Annotated in this window: 19 protein-coding genes and 4 pseudogenes; 16 read left to right on the plus strand and 7 right to left on the minus strand. The window is 68.0% G+C overall.

The window, feature by feature from the left end:
- Positions 1–209 precede the first annotated feature (209 nt).
- A complete protein-coding gene (locus tag ACFYMO_RS21675; RefSeq protein WP_366772076.1) occupies positions 210–1,007 on the plus strand; it encodes an SAM-dependent methyltransferase in 798 nt (265 codons plus the stop codon).
- A gap of 111 nt (positions 1,008–1,118) precedes the next feature.
- On the opposite strand, the gene ACFYMO_RS21680 is transcribed toward ACFYMO_RS21675, so the two are convergent.
- The gene (locus tag ACFYMO_RS21680) at positions 1,119–2,450 is read right to left on the minus strand and encodes an MFS transporter (protein ID WP_366772077.1); all 1,332 of its coding nucleotides are present in this window, start codon (positions 2,448–2,450) and stop codon (positions 1,119–1,121) included.
- Positions 2,447–4,144 (minus strand): amidohydrolase, encoded by a 1,698-nt coding sequence (locus tag ACFYMO_RS21685; RefSeq protein ID WP_366772078.1) that lies wholly within the window; start codon positions 4,142–4,144, stop codon positions 2,447–2,449. Before ACFYMO_RS21685 ends, ACFYMO_RS21680 begins: the two co-directional genes overlap by 4 nt.
- Before the next feature lie 223 nt (positions 4,145–4,367).
- Between ACFYMO_RS21685 and ACFYMO_RS21690 the strand changes: the two genes are divergently transcribed.
- The 4 genes from ACFYMO_RS21690 (at position 4,368) to ACFYMO_RS21705 (ending at position 8,702) form a co-directional block, all read left to right on the plus strand.
- Positions 4,368–5,273, plus strand: a complete 906-nt coding sequence (locus ACFYMO_RS21690) for an AsnC family transcriptional regulator (RefSeq protein ID WP_366772080.1) — start codon at positions 4,368–4,370, stop codon at positions 5,271–5,273.
- Positions 5,274–5,541: 268 nt separating this feature from the next.
- Complete coding sequence (locus tag ACFYMO_RS21695) at positions 5,542–6,000, plus strand: hypothetical protein (protein WP_366772081.1); 459 nt, start codon at positions 5,542–5,544, stop codon at positions 5,998–6,000.
- A 13-nt stretch (positions 6,001–6,013) separates the two neighbouring features.
- Positions 6,014–8,140 carry a hypothetical protein gene (locus ACFYMO_RS21700; protein ID WP_366772082.1) on the plus strand — a complete coding sequence of 709 codons (2,127 nt, stop codon included), beginning with the start codon at positions 6,014–6,016 and terminating at the stop codon, positions 8,138–8,140.
- A gap of 43 nt (positions 8,141–8,183) precedes the next feature.
- Entirely contained in the window at positions 8,184–8,702 is a 519-nt protein-coding gene (locus ACFYMO_RS21705; RefSeq protein WP_388548538.1) for a hypothetical protein, read from the plus strand.
- 326 nt (positions 8,703–9,028) lie between these two features.
- Here the strand turns inward: ACFYMO_RS21705 and ACFYMO_RS21710 are convergent.
- Together ACFYMO_RS21710 and ACFYMO_RS21715 are read right to left on the minus strand one after the other, a co-directional pair.
- Positions 9,029–9,283: pseudogene (locus ACFYMO_RS21710) on the minus strand (transposase); the annotation flags it as partial.
- 8 nt (positions 9,284–9,291) lie between these two features.
- Positions 9,292–9,441 (minus strand): hypothetical protein, encoded by a 150-nt coding sequence (locus ACFYMO_RS21715; protein ID WP_366772084.1) that lies wholly within the window; start codon positions 9,439–9,441, stop codon positions 9,292–9,294.
- A 98-nt stretch (positions 9,442–9,539) separates the two neighbouring features.
- Between ACFYMO_RS21715 and ACFYMO_RS21720 the strand changes: the two genes are divergently transcribed.
- Positions 9,540–9,794 (plus strand): DUF6332 family protein, encoded by a 255-nt coding sequence (locus ACFYMO_RS21720; protein WP_366772085.1) that lies wholly within the window; start codon positions 9,540–9,542, stop codon positions 9,792–9,794.
- Positions 9,795–10,830: 1,036 nt separating this feature from the next.
- Here the strand turns inward: ACFYMO_RS21720 and ACFYMO_RS21725 are convergent.
- Positions 10,831–10,995, minus strand: coding sequence for a hypothetical protein (locus tag ACFYMO_RS21725; RefSeq protein WP_388548226.1), 165 nt, complete (start codon positions 10,993–10,995; stop codon positions 10,831–10,833).
- 540 nt (positions 10,996–11,535) lie between these two features.
- Here ACFYMO_RS21725 and ACFYMO_RS21730 point away from each other — a divergent pair.
- From ACFYMO_RS21730 to ACFYMO_RS21770, 9 genes and pseudogenes are all read left to right on the plus strand, one after another.
- Positions 11,536–13,533, plus strand: a complete 1,998-nt coding sequence (locus ACFYMO_RS21730) for a protein-arginine deiminase family protein (protein ID WP_388548229.1) — start codon at positions 11,536–11,538, stop codon at positions 13,531–13,533.
- Between the two features lie 89 nt (positions 13,534–13,622).
- Complete coding sequence (locus tag ACFYMO_RS21735; RefSeq protein WP_388548232.1) at positions 13,623–14,990, plus strand: sensor histidine kinase; 1,368 nt, start codon at positions 13,623–13,625, stop codon at positions 14,988–14,990.
- Entirely contained in the window at positions 14,987–15,664 is a 678-nt protein-coding gene (locus ACFYMO_RS21740) for a response regulator transcription factor (protein WP_366772089.1), read from the plus strand. The genes ACFYMO_RS21735 and ACFYMO_RS21740 overlap by 4 nt, the downstream gene beginning before the upstream one ends.
- Positions 15,665–16,560: 896 nt before the next feature.
- Positions 16,561–16,788 (plus strand): annotated as a pseudogene (locus tag ACFYMO_RS21745) (transposase family protein); the annotation flags it as partial.
- 314 nt (positions 16,789–17,102) lie between these two features.
- Positions 17,103–17,651: a GNAT family N-acetyltransferase gene (locus ACFYMO_RS21750; protein WP_366772090.1), complete on the plus strand. Its 549-nt coding sequence runs from the start codon at positions 17,103–17,105 to the stop codon at positions 17,649–17,651.
- Positions 17,652–17,662: 11 nt separating this feature from the next.
- Positions 17,663–18,325 (plus strand): M15 family metallopeptidase, encoded by a 663-nt coding sequence (locus ACFYMO_RS21755; protein ID WP_388548236.1) that lies wholly within the window; start codon positions 17,663–17,665, stop codon positions 18,323–18,325.
- Between the two features lie 162 nt (positions 18,326–18,487).
- Positions 18,488–19,426, plus strand: a complete 939-nt coding sequence (locus tag ACFYMO_RS21760) for a MerR family transcriptional regulator (RefSeq protein WP_388548239.1) — start codon at positions 18,488–18,490, stop codon at positions 19,424–19,426.
- 74 nt (positions 19,427–19,500) lie between these two features.
- Positions 19,501–20,097 (plus strand): GNAT family N-acetyltransferase, encoded by a 597-nt coding sequence (locus ACFYMO_RS21765; protein ID WP_366772093.1) that lies wholly within the window; start codon positions 19,501–19,503, stop codon positions 20,095–20,097.
- Between the two features lie 397 nt (positions 20,098–20,494).
- A complete protein-coding gene (locus ACFYMO_RS21770) occupies positions 20,495–20,881 on the plus strand; it encodes a hypothetical protein (RefSeq protein ID WP_070200518.1) in 387 nt (128 codons plus the stop codon).
- Here ACFYMO_RS21770 and ACFYMO_RS21775 read toward each other — a convergent pair.
- Together ACFYMO_RS21775 and ACFYMO_RS21780 are read right to left on the minus strand one after the other, a co-directional pair.
- A pseudogene (locus ACFYMO_RS21775) lies at positions 20,860–21,463 on the minus strand (NUDIX hydrolase). The gene ACFYMO_RS21770 and the pseudogene ACFYMO_RS21775 overlap by 22 nt on opposite strands.
- An 89-nt stretch (positions 21,464–21,552) precedes the next feature.
- Positions 21,553–21,843, minus strand: a pseudogene (locus tag ACFYMO_RS21780) (IS3 family transposase); the annotation flags it as partial.
- Between the two features lie 28 nt (positions 21,844–21,871).
- Here ACFYMO_RS21780 and ACFYMO_RS21785 point away from each other — a divergent pair.
- A complete protein-coding gene (locus ACFYMO_RS21785) occupies positions 21,872–22,207 on the plus strand; it encodes an integrase core domain-containing protein (protein WP_366772096.1) in 336 nt (111 codons plus the stop codon).
- The last annotated feature ends 221 nt before the right edge of the window (positions 22,208–22,428 follow it).

The raw sequence follows: 22,428 nt of genomic DNA on the forward strand, positions 1-22,428 counted from the left end.
GCACGGCGACCGGACGCCGAGCGGGCGTAAACCGAACTGAATGAATGACAGGCATCAAGAATTATCAATATTGGTACGACAGGTGTGTCCGAGGGGTAACGTGCGGTGGCCGTGCCCGGGTGGTGTCTGCGGGCTGGAGGAGGCCCGCGGCAGGTACCGGTCGCGGCGATCGTCTGTCGCACATCAAGGCCAAGAGGAGCTGAACGCCCATGGCGAACCCGCAGGAACCGGCGATCCGCAGCGACATCCCGCATTCGGCCCGGATCTGGAACTACTGGATGGGCGGCAAGGACAACTATCAGGTCGACCGCACCGTCGGCGAAGCGTGCCTGGAGATCGACCCGGACATCTCCACCATGGCCGTCCAGTCACGCCAGTTCCTCATCCGCGCCGTGCGCCACCTGGCCCGCGAGGCCGGCAGCCGCCAGTTCCTCGACATCGGTACCGGACTGCCCACCATGCAGAACACGCATGAGGTCGCACAGGGCGCGGCACCGGAGTCCAAGGTCGTCTACGTCGACAACGATCCACTGGTGCTCGCCCACGCCCGTGCGTTGCTGACCAACACCTCCGACGAGGGCGTCACGAGTTACATCAACTCCGACTTCCACGACCCGGAGCAGATCGTCGCCGACGCCCGGAACGTTCTGAACTTCACCCAGCCGATCACCGTCATGTTCATGGGCGTGCTCGGCCATGCCGACACCCACGGGGACATGCTGCGTGTCGTGCGCACCGTCATGGAGGCGGTGCCCGCCGGCAGTCACCTGGTCCTGTGGGACGGCTCCATCGACAGTCAGGCGTATGTGACCCTCTGCGAGGAGTACGCGAAGACCGGCGGGGCCCCTTACAATCCGCGCACCCAGGATCAGATCCGCGCCGCCTTCGACGGGTTCGAGTTCGTCGACCCGGGTTTCGTCCGCATCACCGAATGGCGGCCGCAGGCCAACGAGATCGGGGAGCGGCCGCGGATCGCCGCCTACGGCGGAGTCGCCCGCAAACCGTGAGTGCGCGGCGTGCCGACGGCCGGGGACGCGGCGGGCTCACCCGAGCAGGCGGCCCGGTCCGTGTCCCCGGCCCTCCGGCACGGCCACGGGGCCAGCGGCCGGTCTTCCCCGTCACCCGGGTCCGGCCCCCGTGTCGGCCGACGCAGCCGAGCCCGGGCTCCGCTCGGGCGCTGGTTCGTCGGTGTGCTGCGGTGCCCTCAGCAGGCACGCGATGCTCAGCGCGCACATGGCGACGAGCAGCACGATGACCGGGACGATGCTGTCGGTCGCCTGGAACATCAGCGTCGACACCACCGGAGAGAGGCCGCCGAACAGGGCGCCGGCCACCTGGTAGGTCACCGAGATGCTCGTGTAGCGCGCCTGAGGGCCGAACATCTGGGCCAGGACCGCGGCCACCGGACCGTATGTCGCCGCCATGACCAGCCGCATCGCGGCGAAGACCAGGAAGATCAGCACCGTCGAGTCCGAGGAGACCACCAGGAACTGGGGTGCGGCCAGCACGGCAACCGCCGCCAGCCCCCAGATGACCACGCGGACCCGCCCGACCTTGTCGCCCAGCCAGGCGACTCCCAGCGTCGCGATCAGTTCGACGACCGCCGCGACGCTCAGCGCGTTGAGTACCACCGTCTTCGAGAGCCCCACCGAGGGATCGGTGGCGTACGCGGTGATGAAGGTGGTCACCAGGTAGTAGCCGCCCACCGCGATGGGGAGCGTGCCGATGCCCAGCAGGATGGGCTTCCAGTTCGTCCTGAGCGCGTACGTCAGCGGCAGGCCCCCCTCGGGCTCCGGCTCGGCTTCGAAGACCGGCGACTCCTCGATCTTCAGCCGGATGACGATGCCGATGACGATGAGCACCGCCGACAGCAGGAACGGCACCCGCCAAGCCCACTCCTCGAGGGCGTCGTCACCGAACGTGGACAGCAGGCTGAACAGGCCGGTGGACAGCAGGGCTCCGGCCGGATTGCCGAGCTGTGCGAAGCCTCCGTAGAAGGTCTTCTTCTCCTCCGGCGCGTGCTCGACGGCCATCAGGACGGCGCCGCCCCACTCGCCGCCGACCGCGATGCCCTGTACGAAGCGGAGGAGGACGAGCAGGAGCGGGGCGAACACCCCGATGCCGGCATAGGTGGGCAGCAGTCCGACGAGGAACGTCGCGGCGCCCATCATGGTCAGGGTGATCACCAGCGCGCTGCGTCTGCCGAACCGGTCGCCGATGTGGCCGAAGACGACACCGCCGAGCGGTCGTGCGAAGAACCCGACCGCGTACGTGGCGAAGGCGGCGGCGATGCCGGTGAGCCGGTCCGTGCCCTCGGGAAAGAAGATCTTGCCGAAGACGAGGGACGCGGCGGTGGCGTAGACGTAGAAGTCATACCACTCGATGGTGGTGCCGACGAACGCGGCGACGCCCGCCTTGCGTGCTCTGCGGGTTTGAGCATGTTCCGTCACGGCTGCCCCTCGGTCGATGTGGCGGTGGTGGAGTGCTGGAGTGCGCCGTCGACCCACGTCTGGAGGACGCCGATCGCGGCGATGGAACCGGGGTCGACGGCGAGCGGATCGGCGTCCAGCACGGTGAAGTCCGCCAGCTTGCCCGGGGTGATGCTGCCGAGTTCGTGCTCGCGGCCCAGGGTGCGGGCGCCGCCGAGCGTGTGTGCGGCGAGCGCGTCGGCTGCCGGGATCCGCAGCGAGCCGGCGCCCAACTGGTGCCCGCGCCGGGTGACGCGGGTGACTGCCGCCTGGATCGCCTCCAGCGGCTTCGGCTCGGCCACGGGCGCGTCGGAACTGAGTGTCACGGGTACCCCGGCCGCCTGGAACTCGCCGAGCGGGTTGAACCGCTCGCCGGGGGTGCCGATCGCCTCGGTGACGCCTTCGCCCCAGTTGTAGTAGTGCTGGGTCTGGTTGACCGGGTGGATGCCCAACCGGCGCATGCGCGCTATCTGTTCCGCGGTGGGCAGCCCGCAGTGCTCGATCCGGTGCCGTGCGTCGGCCCGGGGGTGACGTTCCTGTGCGGCCTCGACGGCGTCGAGCACCATCTCTATCGCGTCGGGCGACTGCGCGTGGGTGGCCGTCTGGAGCCCCACGGCATGTGCCCTGCCGATGAGTTCCCGGTACGCCCGCGGTTCGTGGTACAGCTGCCCGGTGCGGCAGGGGTCCCCGACGTAGCCGTCGGGGAAGTAGGCCGTCCAGCCGCCGAGAGTGCCGTCCGCGTAGAACTTGATTCCCGCGAAGGAGAGCCGGGCGTTGCCGAAGGCGCCGTGCATCCCGGTTTCGATCACGTGGTCCAGCAGATGGCTCAGCAGGTACATGCCCACGCGGGTGCGCAGCTCTCCGCCGTCGGCCAGTCGCAGGTAGGTGTCGAATTCGCGGCGGGTCACCTGGCAGTCCCCGACCGTCGTCACGCCGCCCGCGAGGAACCGCTCCTGCGCGGCGCGCAGCTGCCGCAGATGCTCCTCGGGCTCGTCCTCCAGGTGGAAGTTCGGCCCGTGCCGGCCGACCTTGACGCCGCCGACACCCGTGAGGATGTTGCAGGCGGCATCGGAGATCTCCCCGGTCAGCTCCCCGCCTGCCTCCCGGAAGAAGGTGCCGCCCTCCGGGTCCGGTGTGTCCCGGGTGATGCCGTGCCGGGCCAGGGTGCGGCTGTTGACGACCCCGCCGTGGCCGCTGGCGTTCATCAGGTACACCTCGCGGTCGGTGCTGACCCGGTCCAGCTCCTCCTTGGTGGGGTGGCGGCGCTCGGCGAGGTTGCGGTGCTCGTAGCCGTAGCCGCGCACCGGCCGGCCGGGCGGCAGGGATTCGGCCGCCGTGCGCAGCAGCGCGATGAGGCCCGGGATGTCGGCCGCCCGGTCCGGCCCGCAGTCCACCCAGCTCATCATCTGGCCGTACATCAGGGGATGGGCGTGCGGATCGACGAAGCCGGGGACCACGACGGAGCCACCGAGATCCACCTCCTCGGCCGGCCGGCCGATCCGTGCGGCTTCGGCCCGGCACTCCTCGACGGTGCCGACGGCGGCGAACCGGTTCCCGTGCACGAGGAATGCCTCGGCCCCTTCGGTACCGGGGTCGACGGTGCGCAGGGCGGCGCTGGTGAAAAGGGTGACGGTCGCGTCCAGGACCGATGTCTCCTGGTGGCGCAGTGCGCGCATGTGATTCCTCGTGCGGGGTCGGGGGCGTTCCGGTGACCGGCACCGTAGGTCCGCCCACCCTCGGCAGCAATACCAGGTGCGCTGCGGAACGCGGCCCTGTCAGCGTTTCTGTCGCTCAACGGTGCTGATTTTCGGCTGATCAGTTTCCTGGGGTCACACCAGCCGTAAACTTGTCTCCACGGAAGCACGGAATCACTCTGTAAAGATTGGGTCTCGGACACTCATGAGCGACGATCTGGACGCACTGCTCATCGCCGCACTCCAGCAGAACGGCAGGGCGAGCTACAGCGAGCTGGCCGCCCGGGTGGGAGCGCCGCGGACGGCGGTCTCGGCGCGGGTGCAGGCCCTGCTCGGCTCCGGAGCCGTGGAGATCGTCGCAGTGGCACATCCCCAGCTGCTCGGGCTCACCACGCTCGCGCACGTCTCCGTCGCCGTGTCGGGTCCGACCGACGAGGTGGTCGGCGCACTGTGCGCCACGGACGCGTCCGTCTTCGTCTCCGCCGTCAGCGGCGCCCACGACCTCGTCGCGGAACTGCGCGTCTCCAGCGACCGCGAACTGTACGACGCGCTCGCCCACCTCCGCGCACAGCCCCGCGTCCGAGCGGTCAACACCCTCCTCTACACCGACGTCGTCACCTCGGTCTTCATGCCCCAGGGGCCGCTCCGCAGCGACGTGCACGTCGACGAAACCGACCTGCGGCTCATCGAACTGCTGGAACGCGACGGCCGCATGCCGTTCGTCGAACTGGCAGCCCGGGTCGGCATGTCGCCGAGCGCCGCCCGCGCCCGGGTCAGCCGGCTCGTCACCAGCCGTGCCCTGCACGTGGCCGCCGTGGTGCGCCGGGGCACGGGCAGCGGCAGACCCGCACTCGGCGCCGGGCTGAACCTCGGAGGCGACGACGAGCACGTGACCGCCTTCCTCGCCGCGCTCCCCGGGGTGGAGTTCGTCGCCCGCACCGTGGGCCGCTTCGACCTGGTGATCACCCTCGGCGCCGACTCGACGACCCGCCTGCACCACATCACCGAACAGCTCAAGGCCCTCGACGAGGTACACGGCCTGACCACCTGGGCGCACTTGGAGGTGTTCAAGGAGCACTACTCACGCGGCATCGCGAGGACATCGCCGTAGGAGCGTGCGTCCCGCGGCGCAGGCCCGCAGAGAGGCGGTCACGCGCACGCGTAGTCGTGCGGTGCGTTGCCCGTCCGGGCGCCGTCTGCCGGACGGGCACGCCCTCGGGGAAACCATCCAGCTGCAACGGTGCGTCCTGTAAGGCGTGGAGGGCAGTCAGTACGGACAGCTGTCAGGGTATGGCCGCAGGGAGAACGCCTCCGTGCCTCGTGGAGCGGCGCACTGAGTCACACGGACATCGACATTCCGGATGCAACGGGAGATATTCATGAAATTCGAACACGAGTGGGAGGCTCACAAGGCGGCCGGGGCGGAGGCTGTGCGCACGCAGCTCAACGGGTCGGGCTCGTCGCCACGCGAAGGAGGTTCGAAGGCCAACCTCACGGTGCACGACGACGAACTGGGAAAAATCGGCAACATTGCCTTCCAATTGCACGGCCGTGTCAAGAACAAGGCGGATGACGCGCGTGGTGAGACGCACCGGGCTGCGATCTACCTCCTCAACGAGGGCGGTCTGAGCGATCTGGCCGACGCGCTGCTGAAGGTGAATGAAAACTGGAGCACGCAGGTCAGCACCCTCAAGAACGGCTTCGGTCTGATCTCCAACCACCTGGATTTCACGCGTAAATCCCACGCCAGGGACGAGGAGGACATCGTCCTCAGCATGAACAGGGCGTCCAGGATCACGGACTATTTCCACAACGACTACGACACGAAACTGGTCTGAGAGGTATCGATCTGTGGCCGTGGAAGTGGTTTCATACCGAGACCTGAGCGAGTTGAAGTTCGACAAACTGGATGCGGCCATCACCAAATGGAAGGGGATCAAGAAGGAATTCCACGACATCGCCACCGGCAGAGGCGAAGGTGCCGATGTCGTGAGGCTGGAGAGCAAGGCCGCGGCGGCCGACTGGACAGGCGCCAATGCAGACGTCAGCAAACCGTTTGTCGTCGAGGTGGCCCGGGAGTTCCACGACGCGGCGAACGAGGCCAAGAGCATTCACAGGGCGATGGATCTCACTCGCCAGCGGATGCACAAGCACCAGTCGGATCTGCGTCGAGCCGTCGAGGACATCCAGGGCGACGGTCTGATCGTGACGAGTGACGGAACGGTCACCGACTCCATGTGTTACGCCGACGAGGCCAAGCAGAAGCTTTCGGACAAGAAGGTCCGGGCCGCCGAGGCCCGCATCGAGAAGATACTGAAGGCAGCGACGTCGAGCCAGCATGCCCTCGCCGACGGGCTGCGCCTGCTGGTGCAGGACGCACATGACTTCTCAGGAGCCGACTACGGCAGCTATGACGACATCCGGAAAGTCGTCGGCCGAGCTGATGCCGACAAAGCGGCCGACCTGGCCAAGGAGCTGTCCAGGCAGGCGGCGAACGGCGACAGGATCGACCAGACGAAACTTGACTCGTTCAATGACCTGGCCGAACTCCAGCACAGTAACCCGGTCTTCGCCGAAGGGCTGGCGACAAAGCTGGGACCGAAGGGGACCCTGGAGTTCTGGCGCATGATGTCCGGCGACGGCCCCGAGATCATGACCAAGAGCGAGTACGGCAGAGAGATGGTCCGGCTGCGGGACAATCTGGGCATGACGCTCGCGACCGCATCCCGGGTCAAGAGCCCGGAGATGGCCCAGTGGAAGCACGACCTCATAGGACTGGGCGGCAGACCGATCGCCTACCCGGACATGCACGCGATGCACGACCCGGTCGGGTTCCAGGTCATGAGCAGCCTCATGGGGAAGGGAAAGTTCGACAAGGACTTCCTGCACGACTACGAGGAGAAACTTCGCGCGTTCGACAAGAAGATCGGGGGCGAGGGCCAGGCGTGGTCCATGGTCGGCTGGCAGGGCACCGACCTCGATCCCTCCGGTCTGGGCCGCGGCTCGGACCCGATGGCCGGCCTCCTCAAGGCCGCCAGCCACAACCCTGACTTCGCGACGGATCTGTTCAAGGACCCGGACACGGCCGAGTACTACCTCAGGGACCGGGAGTACCCGCCCGAAGACCCTTATCTGGAGGACGGCAAGAGCCGCGCGGCCGAGGCGCTGGGAGACGCGCTCTACGCGGGCGGCAGCGGACTGAACCCCGACGATCCGAACGCCACGTACACCGAGCACCTCCAGGACCAGAACACTGCGTTCCACAACATCTTCGACCGCCTCGCGGCCGAGAAGGACGACATGCTGCCCGAGGTGCGCGAGAGCATGGCCATGCTTCTCGGCAACCACGGTGACGAGACCTACGACACGATGAGTGCCGTCGCCGGCAGCAGGGACACTCCGTTGGATCAGCAGAAGCTGATGGAGATCAGCAAGCAGATCTCCCGGACGCCGGAGGGGTACGCCGCACTCAACCAGGCCATGAACCAGTCCATGGTCAACGACATCCTGACCGAGAAGGATCACCCTTCGCTGAGTGCGGATCACGTGGGGCGGACGCTCGGCTTCGAGGTGCAGGCCCGCCAACAGGCCATTGCCGATTCGACCGCCGCCGATCAGAAGGCCGCCGGCTGGAAGGGCTATTTCGGATACTTCGCGGTTGCTGAAATCTCCACCATCCCACCTCTCGCCCCGGTCGGTGGGCACATAGCCAATGCCGCGTTCGGTATCTCCAAAGCGTGGACCGAGGACGAGCAAGCTCAGATCGCCGAGGACGGGGCACTGAAGAACAAGGACGTCAGTTTCGCTCGCGCGAATCAGATCAAGGAACTCGGACATCTGTGGTACGAAGTGAACGGAAACAGTGACTTTGCACAGAATGACGACGAGTGGGGCTCCAAGGAAAGCCTGGAGTACAGATTCGATGAAAAGGCGAACGACGGCGAGAAGAACGCGGAGCGCATCCTCGGGGCAGAGTAGTCCTGTCGTGCGGGAGAACCCGGCATGGCGGGGCACACTGGCAGTGGTTCTCGCGTTCGCCTTGATGGCGGCGGCTGGCTGCTCCGGCGGCGGGCGCGACTTCACCGTTCCGAAAACGGTCTGTGGAACTCCTGTCGAACCGAGTTCCCTCAGTCCCCTGCTGCCGCCCGAAGGGAAGAAGCTCACCGAAGACGGCCATGCCCTGCCGACGACCGACACGGGATGCACCGTGGACGTGGATGGATACAGCGCAGTGACTTTCGGCAAGAGTTCCACGAACCAGCGGTTCGACCCCGTGAGAGTCCTCGAAGGCGTCCGGCAGGAGCACGTCCAGCCCATGCGTCACCTCCCGGTACAGGGAAGTGGGGCCATCGCCGACAGCGCGGCCATGGTCACCGTTGAATGTGAAGTAGACAAGAAGCAGTATCTCGTACTTCGATTTGAGTTCGGCGACAATGACACCCACTATCCGTCAGAAGTCGAGGAGCGTCGCAGAGCGATTCGACGTTTCGTCGAGAACGTTGCCCGAAATGCCGTGCAGGAGAAGCGCTGCAGTCGGTAGGAGAGGCGATATCGGTTGTCGTAGGTGACCGTTGACCGGCTGCTGCTGCACCCCACCAGGATCCTTCTGCCCCCTGCACCAGTAGCACTGATATGAGACTCGACGATCATCGTGTGGTCATCACCGTCGACGGCCGGGACTTCGGACGTACTCTGGTCACACGATTCGCGGACCTCGGCGCCGAAGTCTTCCTCTCCGCGCACGCACTCTCGCCGCCGCTGAAAGAGTCTGCAATGAGATGCGCGGCAGGGGACACCAGCAGGTACACGCCGTCGCCTGTGACCCGACCGATTCGGCCTCGCTCTCGGTCGGGCCGGAGGCGACTGGAACACGGCCGGCTCGCATTGCCGCATCGCGACGTCCGCCAGGCAGTCCCCGCCCAGTGCGACTTCCGGGGCCACGCCCAGAAGGGCCGTGCCGGGACCGTGGACGGCTCACGGCTTGCGCCACGGAGCGAGAGCCTGCGACATGGCCTGGTCAAGGCCGGTCTTGCGGACCGATTCGGCGAGCAGGACCGCCCAGGCTTGGGAGACGACCTGCCGACCGTCGTCCCGGTCACGGAGGTGAGGGTAGCGCCCCATGTGCTTCTTCACCGGTGGGGAGAGTCCTCCGCCTCTGCCGGGGTAACGCTGCCGAGCCACTCGTCGCGGTCACCGTGCTCCACGGGCATGATGATGCTGTCCCAGCGGTACCTGCGCAGCGCGACCACGAAGGCAAGGGCCAGGAGGGGGTGCCGCAAGGGGGTACGGTATCTCCCGATTGGTGATCGAGCCGTCTGTGGGAGTCGACAGCCAGGCGCAGACGCGGCGCACTTGACCGGGCTGTGAGACTTGCAGCATGGACATGGGGCGTGAGGCACGGTGGGAAAAGGATGCGATGACGGTGGAGATCGTCTTCGCCCTGGTGACTGCCGTCGTGCTGGGTGGGGTCGTTTTCACTGTCGCCTGGACTTCTGTCCAGGCCCTTGGCCTCTCCGGCCTTGCGGAGAGGCGCGTGTTGATGGTGGGTGCACTACTCGGAGCGGTGGCCGGAGTGTGGCGCCTGGTACGGATGCTGCTTCGGTTCGACAGGCAGCGCCGAATGGGCCACTGACTACGGAGCGTCAGCCTTGCGGTCGGCAGCCTCCGGTGGACTGAGGTGCGCCATCGACTTCGTGAAAATGCGGGCCATGGTTGTGTGACGAATCCATTGATACGCGTCATCCTTCGCTATGCGTGATCGCAGGATGCTGTCGAGTTGGCGTAGGAAGTCTCCTGCCGAGCCCACCGCGACGCAGGGGATGGGAGATGTCCATGCTGCGCAGTTGGCCTCCGGAACGCTCTCTCGACGAGCATCTCTCTGCAGAGTCCATGGAGTACGCCCGTGAAGCCGGTCGAGCGAATCGACGCGCTCGCGATGAGGATGATCAGGCCGGCCGACACGAAGCCTTGTGTTCGCACTACCTGGCTGATGGCTTGTGACAGCAGGGGGTTGCCCTGCCCTCCCGCGCGGTCAAGGGGCCCTTGCGTCTTCTGCCCGGGAGCACCTGCCTACCCCGCCGGGGCGAGGCGATTCCGCGCCGCTGACGACGGCGTGCAGCAGTGGTGTACCGCGCACAGCCTCGACCCGATCGTGGGGCGCAGAAAACGGGCACGGCTGACGGCTGGGAGCGGGGGAGCGAGAGTGCTCCCAGAGGGCTCCCATCATGGGAGCACACGCACGTACGGAAGAAGCCGCCCCAGCAAATGCTGGAACGGCTTCCGATCTGCGATCTTCGCAGTCGGGACGGCGGGATTTGAACCCACGACCCCTTGACCCCCAGCCGTGCGTCAATTCCGCGCCATGGCTCGCATGGAGATGTATCGGGCCGTACGGTGCCGCGATCGGTTGTCATCGCGCAGTAGCGAGCCCCAGGGTGAGTCAAGTGCCCGGGTGAGGCCGAACCTACCGGTCACCGCGCGAGCTGTGGCTTTGCTGGGGCCGACTGCCGTGTTTGCGGGTATTCTCGTTTTCTTCCTCTGCCTGGACCTCGCTGACAATTCCATGCAAGCTGCTTTTTTCACTCAGGCGGTTGTGTTCGGGCTTGTCCTTGCGTTGCCGTTTGGGGCTGTGTCGATGCGGCGGCCGTCGACGCGTTCGTCGCCTCCCACTACGACGACAGCGACTTCATCGACATGGCGCCGCGAAGGTTCTCGACGCCCTGTTCGAGCACGCCGAAGAAATGGTGTGGGACATCCTGGACGCCACCGCTGGCAATCCCTGGGGCTTCCCGCAGTGGAACAAGGACAACCCCGAAGGCGAAGACGTCAGCCACGCCGCCGTCGGCCCGCTCTCCCTCACCTACTGGATCAACCGGCTCGGTACCGCCTGTCCGTCCTCAACATCACCTGGCTCGGACAGTCCCCGGTGCAGACGCCCTGACCCTGACCCCGCACCGCACCTGCCGGGATCAGGGCGTCATGACGTATCGGCTGGCGTCTGCCAAGCTTGCCCAGTGGACTGGGGGACGCTGGCGTCCACGACGGCCTGAAGCGCGACGCAGCGACGGCCCAGGATCTCGCCGGTCTCCGGCCCTCGGTGACCTGCAGATCGTCCGGCGCCCGGCGATGGTGAAGGAGCCCTCCGGAGTGCTGCGACGGTTGACAGCTCTCAAGGGCGCCGCCGGTTGGACAACGGTACGCCGCTCGGGAGCTTACTCGGCTCTTCGCCGCGTGCGGCGCTGAAGTTGACTATGCCGCCGAGAACACCGCACACCCCGACGGCTGCCGAAAGGATGAGACGGCCGCCCACGGCCCGGCGGGAACCCGTACTTCGGCTGATGCACCGCGTCCGGTCCCCGGCTGAAGGTGGTGCCGTGAACCACAACGATTCTTCTGCGGCCCTGTCCGTCTCCCCGGTCGGCAGCGCCGGCCTGCGCCTTCGGGGCGGGCGCGGCCGCCTCCGGCCCGTACGAGCGGGCAGGTGGGGAGCAGCGCTCCTGGTGGTGGCCGCCACGGGAAGCCTGCCCATGGCACCGGCGCAGGCGGCGCCGCGGATCCCGGCGTTCCGCGCGGACACCGACAGGGACGGGCGGGTCACCGCGGACGACGAGCGGGGCAAGGGGCAGTGGACCCGCGAGCGCGGTGCGCTGATGCTGCCGAACGTGGACGACGACCGGCGGCGCTGCCCCGACGCGGCCGCCGGCGGTGCCCGGCTGTCCGACGAGCGTATCGCCGCCTGCAACGACGCGGCGGACAGCGTCGTCAACGGAAAGGCCGACCTGCACGATCTCGCGCCCGTGCGTATCGGGGCCGAGCCGCGTGTCAGTGCCGGAACCACCGCCACGGTCGCCGCCGCACCCGCCACCCGCCAGCACGTCCGCGTCTTCGCCGAACGGCGCGGCCGTATGGTCGCGCTGGCGCCCGGGGAGCGGCTGAGCACGGAGGAGCTGCGGCGCGGTGTCCGGCTCGGCGTCGAGGCCCGGGACTTCGTGCGCGACCCGCAGCGCTGGAATGGCATCGCCGACCTCGTCCTGAGAGTCAGCAGCCAGGGCAGCAGCGCCGAGAACCGGATACGGCTCAAGGTCGCGCCGCTGGTCTTCGAGCACGACCTGATGCCGGTCCGGCATCTGATGACGGCCGATCACACCACGGAACCGGCCGAGGTGGAACGCGGGGAGCGCTACGATCCGGCCGCGCAGCCCGAGCCGGTGGAGCCCGGCGAAGCAGCGTTCCGCCGCGACCTGCGACGGGGCCTGGACCGGGCCGGGCTGCCCGCCCCCCTCTACAACTACCCCACGGGCGGGGACGTGTGGATGCAGGACCTGTTCAAGGCCGCCTACGCCTCCATTCCCGCACCGGATGGCAAGGAACACCGCGTCAGAGTCGTCGTACGGTCGGCGGACGTGATGCCGGGCACGGCCACCCGCGAGTTTCCGCTCAGGGACGCCTCCCGCAGCGCGTTCCCCCTGCTCCGCGGCTCCGGTACGGGTGTGATCCAGCAGTACGATCCCCGGCGCGTCGGAAGCGATGACACCCAGTACTACGGCTCGTTCAGCTCCACCGGGAACTTCGGGACCCTCCCGCCCCACACCTGGCGCGGCCGCCACTACCCCGTCGGCAGGATCGTCTACGGCGGCAACGGCGGCAAGGAAGCCCCGGACGCGACGTTCACCCGGATGCTCGCCGCCCAGGGCTATCAGCGGCCCCTCGCGCTGGACACGGGCTGGCTGGGGGTCGGGCACATCGACGAGTTCCTGTCCTTCGTCCCCGCACGGAACGCACGCGGCTGGGTGGCCGTCGTCGCCGACCCCGGCCTCGGCCGGGAGCTGCTGAGCGGCCTCGCCGCCGACGGGCACGGCGACCGGCCCCTGGTCCACGGCATCCCGGCGAAGGACACCGAGGACCCCGGGCTGACGGTCGCCGGCGCCCTGCGCAAGGCATCCTTGACCCGCGGCACCGCGATCGCGCGTAAAGGCATCGACGCCGCCCTGCGCACCCTGCGCGAGCAGGCCGGACTGACGGAGCGCGACATTGTCCGCGTACCCGCGCTGTTCAACGAACTGGAGCTGCCCGCCGGATATCCGCGCCAGGGCGTGGTCGCGAACTACCTGCCCGGAGCGGCCAACGGCGTCAGCACCGGCACAGGCGTGTATCTGGCCCCGCGCCAGCACGCTCCCCGGACGACGGACGGTGCCGACGTCTTCGAACGGGCCGCGCAGAAGGCGCTCGCGGGAACCGGTACCCGCATCGCCTGGGTGGAGGACTGGGACTACTCCCACCACCGCGGCACCGTCGGCGGAGAGGTGCACTGCGCCACCAACGCACTGCGCAGCCTGGACGGGACGCGGCCGTGGTGGACCGAGCAGGACTGACGCCGCCCGTCCAGCCCGGTGCCCGTCCGCCGGCCCGGCGGCCGGGCTGCCACTCGCGCGGAAGGCACGTTCTCATAGGGTGCACACCCATGAGCGATCGCCGCCCTATCGGCATACGTGTCCTCAGCGGGCTGCTGGTCTGCGGGCTGGTCGCCGCCGGTGCGGCGAGCGCACCCACCACCGGCGTCATGATCGTTGGGGCTGGGCTGCTGACGGCCTGTGCGGCACTGGCGACCGTGGCCGGACTGCCGCATCACCCCTCGGTCGCACGCCGGCTGCGGCTCGCCGCCCCTGTGTGCTCCGTGGCGGTTACCGTTGCGTACCGCGGGCCGGTCGCCGATGCGACCGGCTGGTGGTGGCTGCTGGAGACCTGCGCGCTGCTCGCGCTCCTGGTGCCGGAGGTGCGGGGGAGCGATGGCCGGAGCCGGAGCAGCACGCTCGTGCCCGCTGTCCTGCAGGCACTCGCCGTCGTGCTCCTTCCGGTGCGGATCGGCCCCCAGCTCGCGCCGCCCGCTGACCCGGCGGAGACCGGTGTGCTGTGTCTCGCCTGGGCGCTCCTGACGGCGGGGGCCGCCGCGTCCGGCGGCTACCTGCGCGGCCTTGACTCCAGGAGGCGCAAGGCACTCGCGGCGCAGCGCCGCCAGCAACGTCTCGAAGTCGCCCGCGATCTGCACGACTTCGCCTCGCACGATGTCATGGGCGTGGTGGTCCTCGTACAGGCGGCACGTGTCCTGGCACAGGAGGACCCCGCGCAGGCGGTGGAGCTGCTGCCGCGCATCGAGGACGCCGGCATGCAGGCACTGACCGCGATGGACCGCACGGTGCACATGCTCAACGAGGAGGGCGGGAAGGACGGCCACAGGACGGAAGGCGGCGAAGGCGCCCCGCGAGCCCGGTGCCCGCTGCCGGATCCGCCACGTACAGCCGACCCCACCTCCACTTCCGCTCCCAGCCGCGAACGGCCGCGTGACCTGTCCCAACTCGACGAACTGGCAGCCCGGTTCACGCGTACCGGCACCGTAGCGGCCCGTCTCCATGTGGGCGCCGGCGCCCTGGACGAGGTGCCCGGCGAGGTCGGCGCGCTCGGCTACCGGACCGTTGTGGAGTCCCTCACCAACGTGCGCCGTCACGCACCCGCCGCGACCACCGTCACCATCGACGTCCGTCGCGGGCCCCACCACAGCGGCGAGGCCCTCCACCTGACCGTCACCGACCACCGCGACAGCACATCCACCCTTCAGCGATCCGCCCCGCTGCCGGAACGCCCCCGAAGCGGCACCGGACTGGCAGCCCTGACCGAGCGGGCCCACGCCCTCGGGGGCGTGCTGGCCGCAGGGCCGCACGGGCCCGCCGGGTGGCAGGTCACGGTCGTCCTCCCACTGCCCAGGATCACCACGCGCAAGGCCGCCGGCCCGCACCAGGAGACGGGCCGGGCACCTGAGGGGAGCGTCGCATGACCCTACGGCCGGGCCCCATCCGGATCGTGCTGGCGGACGACCAGGCCAGCGTCCGCAACGGCTTCCGCCTCATCCTGGACGCCCAGCCCGACATGACCGTGGTCGCGGAGGCGGCCGACGGCACCACCGCGCTCGCCGCCGCCCGGCGGCTGCGTCCCGACGTGGTGCTCGCGGACATCCGGATGCCGCAGCTCGACGGCCTGGAGCTGACCCGGCTCCTGACCGGGCCCCAAGCGGACCCTGCCATCCGGGTCGTCGTGGTCACCACGTTCGACCTCGACACCTACGTGCACACCGCACTTCGCGCAGGCGCCTCGGGCTTCCTGCTCAAACGCTCCGGCCCGGCTCTGCTGGTCGAGGCGGTGCGGGCGGCGAGATCCGGCGACGCCCTCATCAGCCCGCAGATCACCGCACGTATGCTGCACCGGCTCGCCCCGCCGGACACCACGACGCAACGCCCGCTCGGCGAACCCCTGACCCCGCGCGAGGAGGAGGTCGCCACGCTGATCGCGGCAGGCTTGTCGAACACCGACATCGGCGAGGAACTGTTCATCTCCCTCCCAACCGTCAAATCCCATGTGGCCAACCTCCAGCGCAAACTGGCGGTCCGCAACCGGGTGGGCATCGCCGCGTGGGCGTGGGAAACCGGTCTCGCTCCCACCGACCAGGCGTAGCCCACCACCGGCGTATCAGCACGAGGACGGCCACGGGCCCGGCCCCTGCCGAAGGCCCGGGCCCGTCCGCCGACCTGCTTGACCTGCGTGGTCCGCCGGGTCTTCTCGGCCCGCCAGGTGTTCAAGGGGGAAGCGGGTCCCATTCAGTAGGTGACGCACGAGAGCGATGCAGTGGTCTTCTCCGGCTCGATGAACGCGTACACCGCACTCGTCGCCGCTCGCCTTCGCAAATCAGACCGGTGCCCTTTCGCGGCACCTCAACCGCTTCGCCCTGCCCGGCGAGCCAACCTCCGCAGAAGGGACGGCTCTTCACGCTCGGCCGTCGTCAGCTCTCCGTTCAGTGACGCATCTGACTCCCCCTGCATCGGCTCTGCTGGAACGGCTCTCTGTAGGGTGCTACCGCGCCCCACAGCCGCTCCCGCTCTCGCGGACACGCTCCCGCCCGTGCTCAAGTGTCATCCGCCCGCCCAGGCGGCGGGATTGCATCACGGGGCGACCAGCACTGTCGCGGTGGCCTGGGCAAAGACCTTCGCCTGTGCGGGGAAGGGTGGGGAGTGTGTCCGCGGCAAGGCCCATAGGGGTCGGACCTGCCCTCCCGCGCGGTCAAGGGGCTCTCGTGCCCCCTGTCCGGGAATAACCGTTCACCCGCCGGGGCGAGGCGATTCCGCGCCGCTGACGACGGCGTGCAGCAGTGGTGTACCGCGCACAACCTCGACCCGATCGTGCGACGGAGAGAACGGGCATGGCTGACGGCTGGGAGCGTGGGAGCGCGAGTGCTCCCAGAGGGCTCCCATCATGGGAGCACACGCACGCACGGAAGAAGCCGCCCCAGCAAATGCTGGAACGGCTTCCTATCTGCGATCTTCGCAGTCGGGACGGCGGGACTTGAACCCACGAGGGGCGCCGGCGGCACCATACGCGTGCCCTGCTGGGGGCGCTGGAAGAAGCTTTCCGCAGGTCAGCAGGCCGTCAACCGCTCCCACGCAAAGATCCGCGCGCTCGTCGGACAGACCATGGCCACCCTGAAGACCTGGCGACTCCTGCGCAAGCTGCGATGCTCCACCACCCGCATCACCAGCCTCGTCCAAGCCGTTCTCACCCTGCACCTGAACTGCTCAAACTGAGGTTGAAATCAGCCCATGGCCTGCTCGTCAAGACAACGGATCTTGGCGTGGGTGGTGTTGTGGCGGCGCTTCCACTGCTTGAGGTGGCGCCCTCGAAACGGGACCCGGACGGGCCTGCCGCTGTGTCGGCTTCCGTCCGTTCGCCATCTCGCGCTCGCTTCGCCGTCCCGCCGGTTCCGCTCCGCGCTCGCTTCTCAGATCATCTACACGCGCGCCTAAGCGGTCCCGGTCGCAGACCGCCGGGAAAGATTGCCAAGCAGGCGCCAGGCTTCTCCGCCGATCGTCCTCGTGGGGCGTGCGATAGGTTCCCCGCCATGATCGAACCTGGAACCTTCACCTGGCCGACGACTCCGATACCGACCGAACGGCTCGTGCTCCGCGCGTCCGAGGCCCGCGACCGTACGGCCTTCGTCGAACTGTTCGCCTCGCCCGAGGTGGGCACCTACATCGGCGGCGCCCGGACTCGCGACGAACTTGAACGCGCGATGCCCGAAGTGCCCGGCCGACGCCCCGGCTGTTTCGTGGTCGAAGTCGACGGAACGATGATCGGCATGATCACGCTCGACCCCCGCGGCGCCGAACGCCGGGGACACGTCCGCCCCGAGGCCGGAGAGACCGAACTCGGTTACCTGTTCCTGCCCGAGGCGTGGGGACAAGGGTACGCCTTCGAGGCGTGCGCGGCGGCACTCAACTGGTTCACCGGCGCACGGCCCGGCGAACCCGTGGTGCTCTCCACCCAGAGCACCAACCACCGGGCGATGCGCCTCGCGGCGAGACTGGGCTTCACCGAGGTCGAACGGTTCGAGGAGTACGGCGCCGAGCAGTGGTTCGGCGTGCGCGCCCCGGCCACACCGGCCGGATGAAGGGCGGCCCCATGAACGCGATCGTCCTGATGTCGGATCCGAAGGTCGCCGCCGTGCCCCTGATCGAGTCCGGCGAACGCCTCGTGGACGTCCGCCCCGGCAGCCGACTGCTCGTCGACACCCGCAAGCAGGACCAGGCAGACGCCTTCGCCCACCTGCGGGAAGGCGTGCTGGAGCGGCTGCTCACGGCACAGACGATGCTGCCGGCGGACATCCGGCTGCTGTTCGTCGAGGGATACCGACCCCCCTCCCTCCAGCGGGAGTACTTCGAAAAGTACGCAGGCCGGCTGCGGGCCGCCAACCCCGGCTGGTCCTCCCATGAGATCCACTCGGCGGCGAGCAGGTACGTCTCACCCCCCGACATCGCGCCGCACAGCGCCGGCGCGGCCGTCGACCTCACCCTCGCCGACGCCGACGGACACGAACTGGACCTCGGCACGCGCATGAACGCGGACCCCGAGGAGAGCGCCGGCGCCTGCTACACCCACGCCCCGGACATCAGCGAGGAAGCCCGCGCCAACCGGAAACTGCTGGGCACCGTGCTCACGGCCGCAGGGCTGGTGAACTACCCCACGGAGTGGTGGCACTGGTCCTTCGGGGACCGCTACTGGGCCTTGCTCACGGGAAAGCCCGCGGCCCTCTACGGCCCCAAGGAGCTCGACTCGCGCAACTGACCGACCAGACGTCCTGTTCCCGGCCCGGGCAGCGTACCGACGGCGAGCCGTCCACCCTGGCCCGGCAATAGGAATTGTCACGACTTGTGGATGAGGAGTGGTTGCCTGCCGGCAGGCGACGGGACTTGAGTCTCCCGTAGGGGGAGACACGAAGGTGGGGACATGAACGGCGACACGCTCTACTCGATCGGCGAACTTGCTCGACGAACCGGTCTCACGGTCAAGACCATTCGGTTCTACTCCGATCGCGGAATCGTGGCGCCGACCGACCGCAGCCCGGCTGGCTACCGCCTCTACAGCATCGACGCCGTCGCACGCCTGGACCTCGTGCGCACCCTGCGCGAGCTGGGACTGGACCTTTCCACGATCCGAAAGGTCGTGGACCGTGAGCTCTCGCTTCCGGAGGTCGCCGCAGCGCATGCCGAAGCACTGACGGTGCAGATCCGCGTCCTGCGCCTGCGGCGCGCGGTGCTGACGGCGGTGGCCGAGCGCGGGTCCACACCTGAGGAGACGGAACGCATGCACCAGCTGGCCCGGCTTTCCAAGGACGAACGCAGCCGTCTGACCGGCGATTTCCTCGACGCCGTCTTCGGCGGTCTTGACGCCGCCCCCACCTTTGCGGGGGTCATGCGCTCGATGACCCCCGAGTTGCCCCGTAACCCGAAGACAGAGCAGGTCCAGGCGTGGGTGGAGCTGGCCGAAATGTCCCTGGACCCGGGTTTCCGCGCCGTCGTGCGGCGGATGGCCGAGGACCAGGCGGCCGAGCAGGCCCGAAGCGGCGTGACGGTCCCGCGCCGCGACATCACCGCAGCCGTCCGTGACCAGGCCGGCCCGGCCGTGACCGCCGGCATCGACCCGGCCTCGCCCCAGGCTCATCCGATCGTCGCGCAGTTCACGGTGCACTACGCGCACCTCCTCGGCCGCCCCGACGACGTCGAGCTTCGCCGCCGGCTGGCGACTCGGCTGGAGAGAGTGAACGAACCGCGCTGGCGGCGGTACCTCCAGCTGCTCGCAGTAGTCAACGGCTGGCCGGCCCCGGAGAGCCTGGCTCCGGTGTTCGACTGGTCCGTCCAGGCTCTGCGCGCCCGGACACGGCAATGACGGGGCGGTCACAAGGCGGCATGGGGCGGATGCGGCCGGCGTCGGGTGAAAACGCCGCCACATATCATCGGCTGATGAGTGCCCCGGTCGTACTTCAGGTGGCCGCGTCGCCGGTCTCTCCCGCTCTCGTTCTTCGCCCCTGGCGCATGGAAGACATCGCCGCATTGGTCGAGGTGAGCCGGGATCGGGCACTGCGCCGGTGGGCGAGCTCTGGCGTGGACAACGATTCCGACGGGACACACTGGGTGCAGGCTCAGCAGCAGGGCTGGGCAGCGGGGGACCGGTTCGGCTTCGCTGTCCATGAGACACAACCCGGTTCAGTTCGCGCACAGTTGGTGGGCAACGTGGTCCTCAAGAAAGTCACCTCCGGCAAACCGGCAGCCGAAGTGGGCTACTGGACCGCGGCGCACGCCCGCGGGCGGGGAGTGGCCGCCCACGCTCTGGAGGCACTCACCAACTGGGCCTTCGACGCCTTCGAAGCCGACGGGCTGGAGCGTCTCGAACTCCTGCACCAGGTGGACAACCTGGCATCGTGCCGGGTTGCACAGAAGAGCCGCTACGACTTCGACACCCTCCTGCCCGCGGCACCGCCCTCCTTCCCCCGCGTTGGCCACCTGCACATACGGGTGCGAGAGCGTCTGAAATCCACCCGGCTTCTGCGGACCGGCTGAGGCTGCTCACGCCGAGACGGGCTCGGGGCGTCCCTCCGCCCCGGCTGCGTGGGCGGCCGACGTGTTCTGTGTGGCTGGAGGCCGGGATCTGTTGGAGCTCGGTGCCGGACACGAACGCAACTCCTTCCATTCTGAAACGAGCAGTAAATCTCACCCTCGACGATGAGATCGCCTGCGTCCTCTCCCTTGTAGCTGGCGTGCGGCTGCGCTCGCGCGGGCTGGTCCGCCGGTTCGAGAAGGAAGACTCTCGGGGGACACCACAGTTCTATGCCCACGTCGCCCCTGACTGGTGGCGACGCAGCGGCCAGCCCACGAGGGCCGACCCTTCTTGGTATTCCCGCTGTACCAGCGCACAGACCCTGTCCATCGGATATTTGATCAGTATGGTGACGGGATCATGACTCTGATCTTGCTGTTCGCCGCGACTGCCATCATCGGCATACCAACCGCCACGGTGTGGCTGCTGGGACGGCGCGCGAAGGTGCCCAGTTGGATGCTGACCGTCTTCTTGCTGGCTGGTTGGCTGACCGTCTTGGCTGGGTGGGCTCTTTCACAGCGCGCTCAGCCGTTCCTGTTTCCTGAGACCTCGCCCTGCTACGGCACGAGCGGCACTCCTGTCTCGCAGTACTTCCCGCCCGACTCCTTCTGTCGCCATGCCGACGGGGAGTTGCGCACGGTCAACGGGGCGAACTCCAAGCTCATGTTCTGGAGCGCCGCCAACACCACCTTGGCAGTGATGATTGGCGCAGCCTTCCTTTGGCGTCACCAACGCTCTCGATCGTGACCGCCCCCACACTGGCCGCCATGTCCTCGAGCGTCCTCTCGTGGCCGGTCCGTCGGAGTCTGCCCCGAACCCACTCGTGACTGGGTTCGGGGGCGGATAGCGAGGTAGCGTTCGAATGCCTCGCGGGCGTCGGGGACGAATGCATCATGCCGAACCAACTCTTTGAGCTCGTGTTCCGTCAGCCAGTCGTGCCAGGCAATCTCTTCGGGGTCCGGCTTGATCGGCTCGTCCACAACGACTTCGTGCAGCCCAAGCCAGTACGGGCTGATGGCGCCGGTGCACCGGAACTTGAACACGAACCTTGGACAGGTCCGGACCGACCCCTATTTCCTCCTCCAACTCCCTGGCAGCGGCCTGTTCATAGGTCTCGGCAACCTCCACTGCACCGCCAAGCATCCAATTGAAGTGGCCCGGAAATCGCGATGTGCCCTCAGTACGGCGATGCACAAGCGTGCGCCCTTCGGGGTCACGGCACACGATTGTGGCAACGCGGTGCAACCATCCCTCCCGAATCGCGTCGCTCCTGCTCACGACAGCCAGAACCTCATCACGGTCGTCAACCCGTTCAACAAGGTCGCTCATGAGCCACAAGATGTCAGATAGCACGAGGACATGGTGAGACTGGGGTCTGATTGAACGGGACTGCTGCACGTATAGGTGACAGTCGGGTTTCATGCGGCGAGGGCGGCGGGCTTCATGGTGGTCTCGTACTCGATGGGGGTCAAACGGCCCAGGCGTAGTTGTCTGCGGCGCCGGTGGTAGGTCCGCTCGATCCAGGTGACGATCGCGGTGCGGAGGTCCTGCCGGGTGGCCCAGGTGCGGCGGTCGAGGACGTTGTTCTGCAGCAGAGCGAAGAAGGACTCCATGGCAGCGTTGTCGCCGGCCGAGCCGACTCTTCCCATGGATCCGGCCAGGCCGTGGCGGTGCAGAGCGTGGACGTACTTTCTTGATCGGAATTGGGCGAGTTCAGCCAGTCGTTGCAACAGCCCGGTGTTGCAACGACTGGTTGAACTCGCCCAGTACACGTCCTTCGCCTTCACCGCGCACCTGATGGACGCCGGACTCGACGCCTCGATCGGCAGCGTCGGTGACGCCCTGGACAACGCGCTCATGGAATCTCAGATCGGCCTGTTCAAGACCGAACTGATCAAACCCCGTACTCCCTGGAAGACCCTCGCCGAGGTCGAGGTCGCCACCGCAGAATGGGTCGACTGGTTCAACCACCACCGTATCCACACCGCGATCGGCGACATCCCGCCCGCCGAATGCGAAGCCACCTACTACGCTCGCCACCAGCCGCAACCGGCGGCTGGAGTCAGTCCATAGAGCCTCCACCGACCCCGGAACGGTTCACCCAGGGGTAAACGGGCTGGACTGAACGAGCGGGACCACGCAAGACTGCAACAACAAGGGCCTCCCTGTCGCTCTGGCTTCGACAACCGTGAGCTACCAGGAGGCCCTTCCTTCATTCGCCGACAGCCACGAACTCACCCGATCCAGCCCCCTGTTCGACCAAAACGACCACAGGATCGGAAAGACAACTGTCA

This window comes from Streptomyces sp. NPDC007025 (assembly GCF_042869455.1).
Classification (GTDB): Bacteria; Actinomycetota; Actinomycetes; order Streptomycetales; family Streptomycetaceae; genus Streptomyces.

Excerpts from the sequence above, each read along its gene's own strand:
- ACFYMO_RS21685 (WP_366772078.1), bottom strand. The coding sequence starts at position 4,144 with ATGCGCGCACTGCGCCACCAGGAGACATCGGTCCTGGACGCGACCGTC.
- ACFYMO_RS21720 (WP_366772085.1), top strand. The coding sequence starts at position 9,540 with ATGGACATGGGGCGTGAGGCACGGTGGGAAAAGGATGCGATGACGGTG.
- ACFYMO_RS21750 (WP_366772090.1), top strand. The coding sequence starts at position 17,103 with ATGATCGAACCTGGAACCTTCACCTGGCCGACGACTCCGATACCGACC.
- ACFYMO_RS21740 (WP_366772089.1), top strand. The coding sequence starts at position 14,987 with ATGACCCTACGGCCGGGCCCCATCCGGATCGTGCTGGCGGACGACCAG.
- ACFYMO_RS21770 (WP_070200518.1), top strand. The coding sequence starts at position 20,495 with ATGACTCTGATCTTGCTGTTCGCCGCGACTGCCATCATCGGCATACCA.
- ACFYMO_RS21675 (WP_366772076.1), top strand. The coding sequence starts at position 210 with ATGGCGAACCCGCAGGAACCGGCGATCCGCAGCGACATCCCGCATTCG.
- ACFYMO_RS21755 (WP_388548236.1), top strand. The coding sequence starts at position 17,663 with ATGAACGCGATCGTCCTGATGTCGGATCCGAAGGTCGCCGCCGTGCCC.
- ACFYMO_RS21735 (WP_388548232.1), top strand. The coding sequence starts at position 13,623 with ATGAGCGATCGCCGCCCTATCGGCATACGTGTCCTCAGCGGGCTGCTG.
- ACFYMO_RS21765 (WP_366772093.1), top strand. The coding sequence starts at position 19,501 with ATGAGTGCCCCGGTCGTACTTCAGGTGGCCGCGTCGCCGGTCTCTCCC.
- ACFYMO_RS21760 (WP_388548239.1), top strand. The coding sequence starts at position 18,488 with ATGAACGGCGACACGCTCTACTCGATCGGCGAACTTGCTCGACGAACC.
- ACFYMO_RS21690 (WP_366772080.1), top strand. The coding sequence starts at position 4,368 with ATGAGCGACGATCTGGACGCACTGCTCATCGCCGCACTCCAGCAGAAC.
- ACFYMO_RS21695 (WP_366772081.1), top strand. The coding sequence starts at position 5,542 with ATGAAATTCGAACACGAGTGGGAGGCTCACAAGGCGGCCGGGGCGGAG.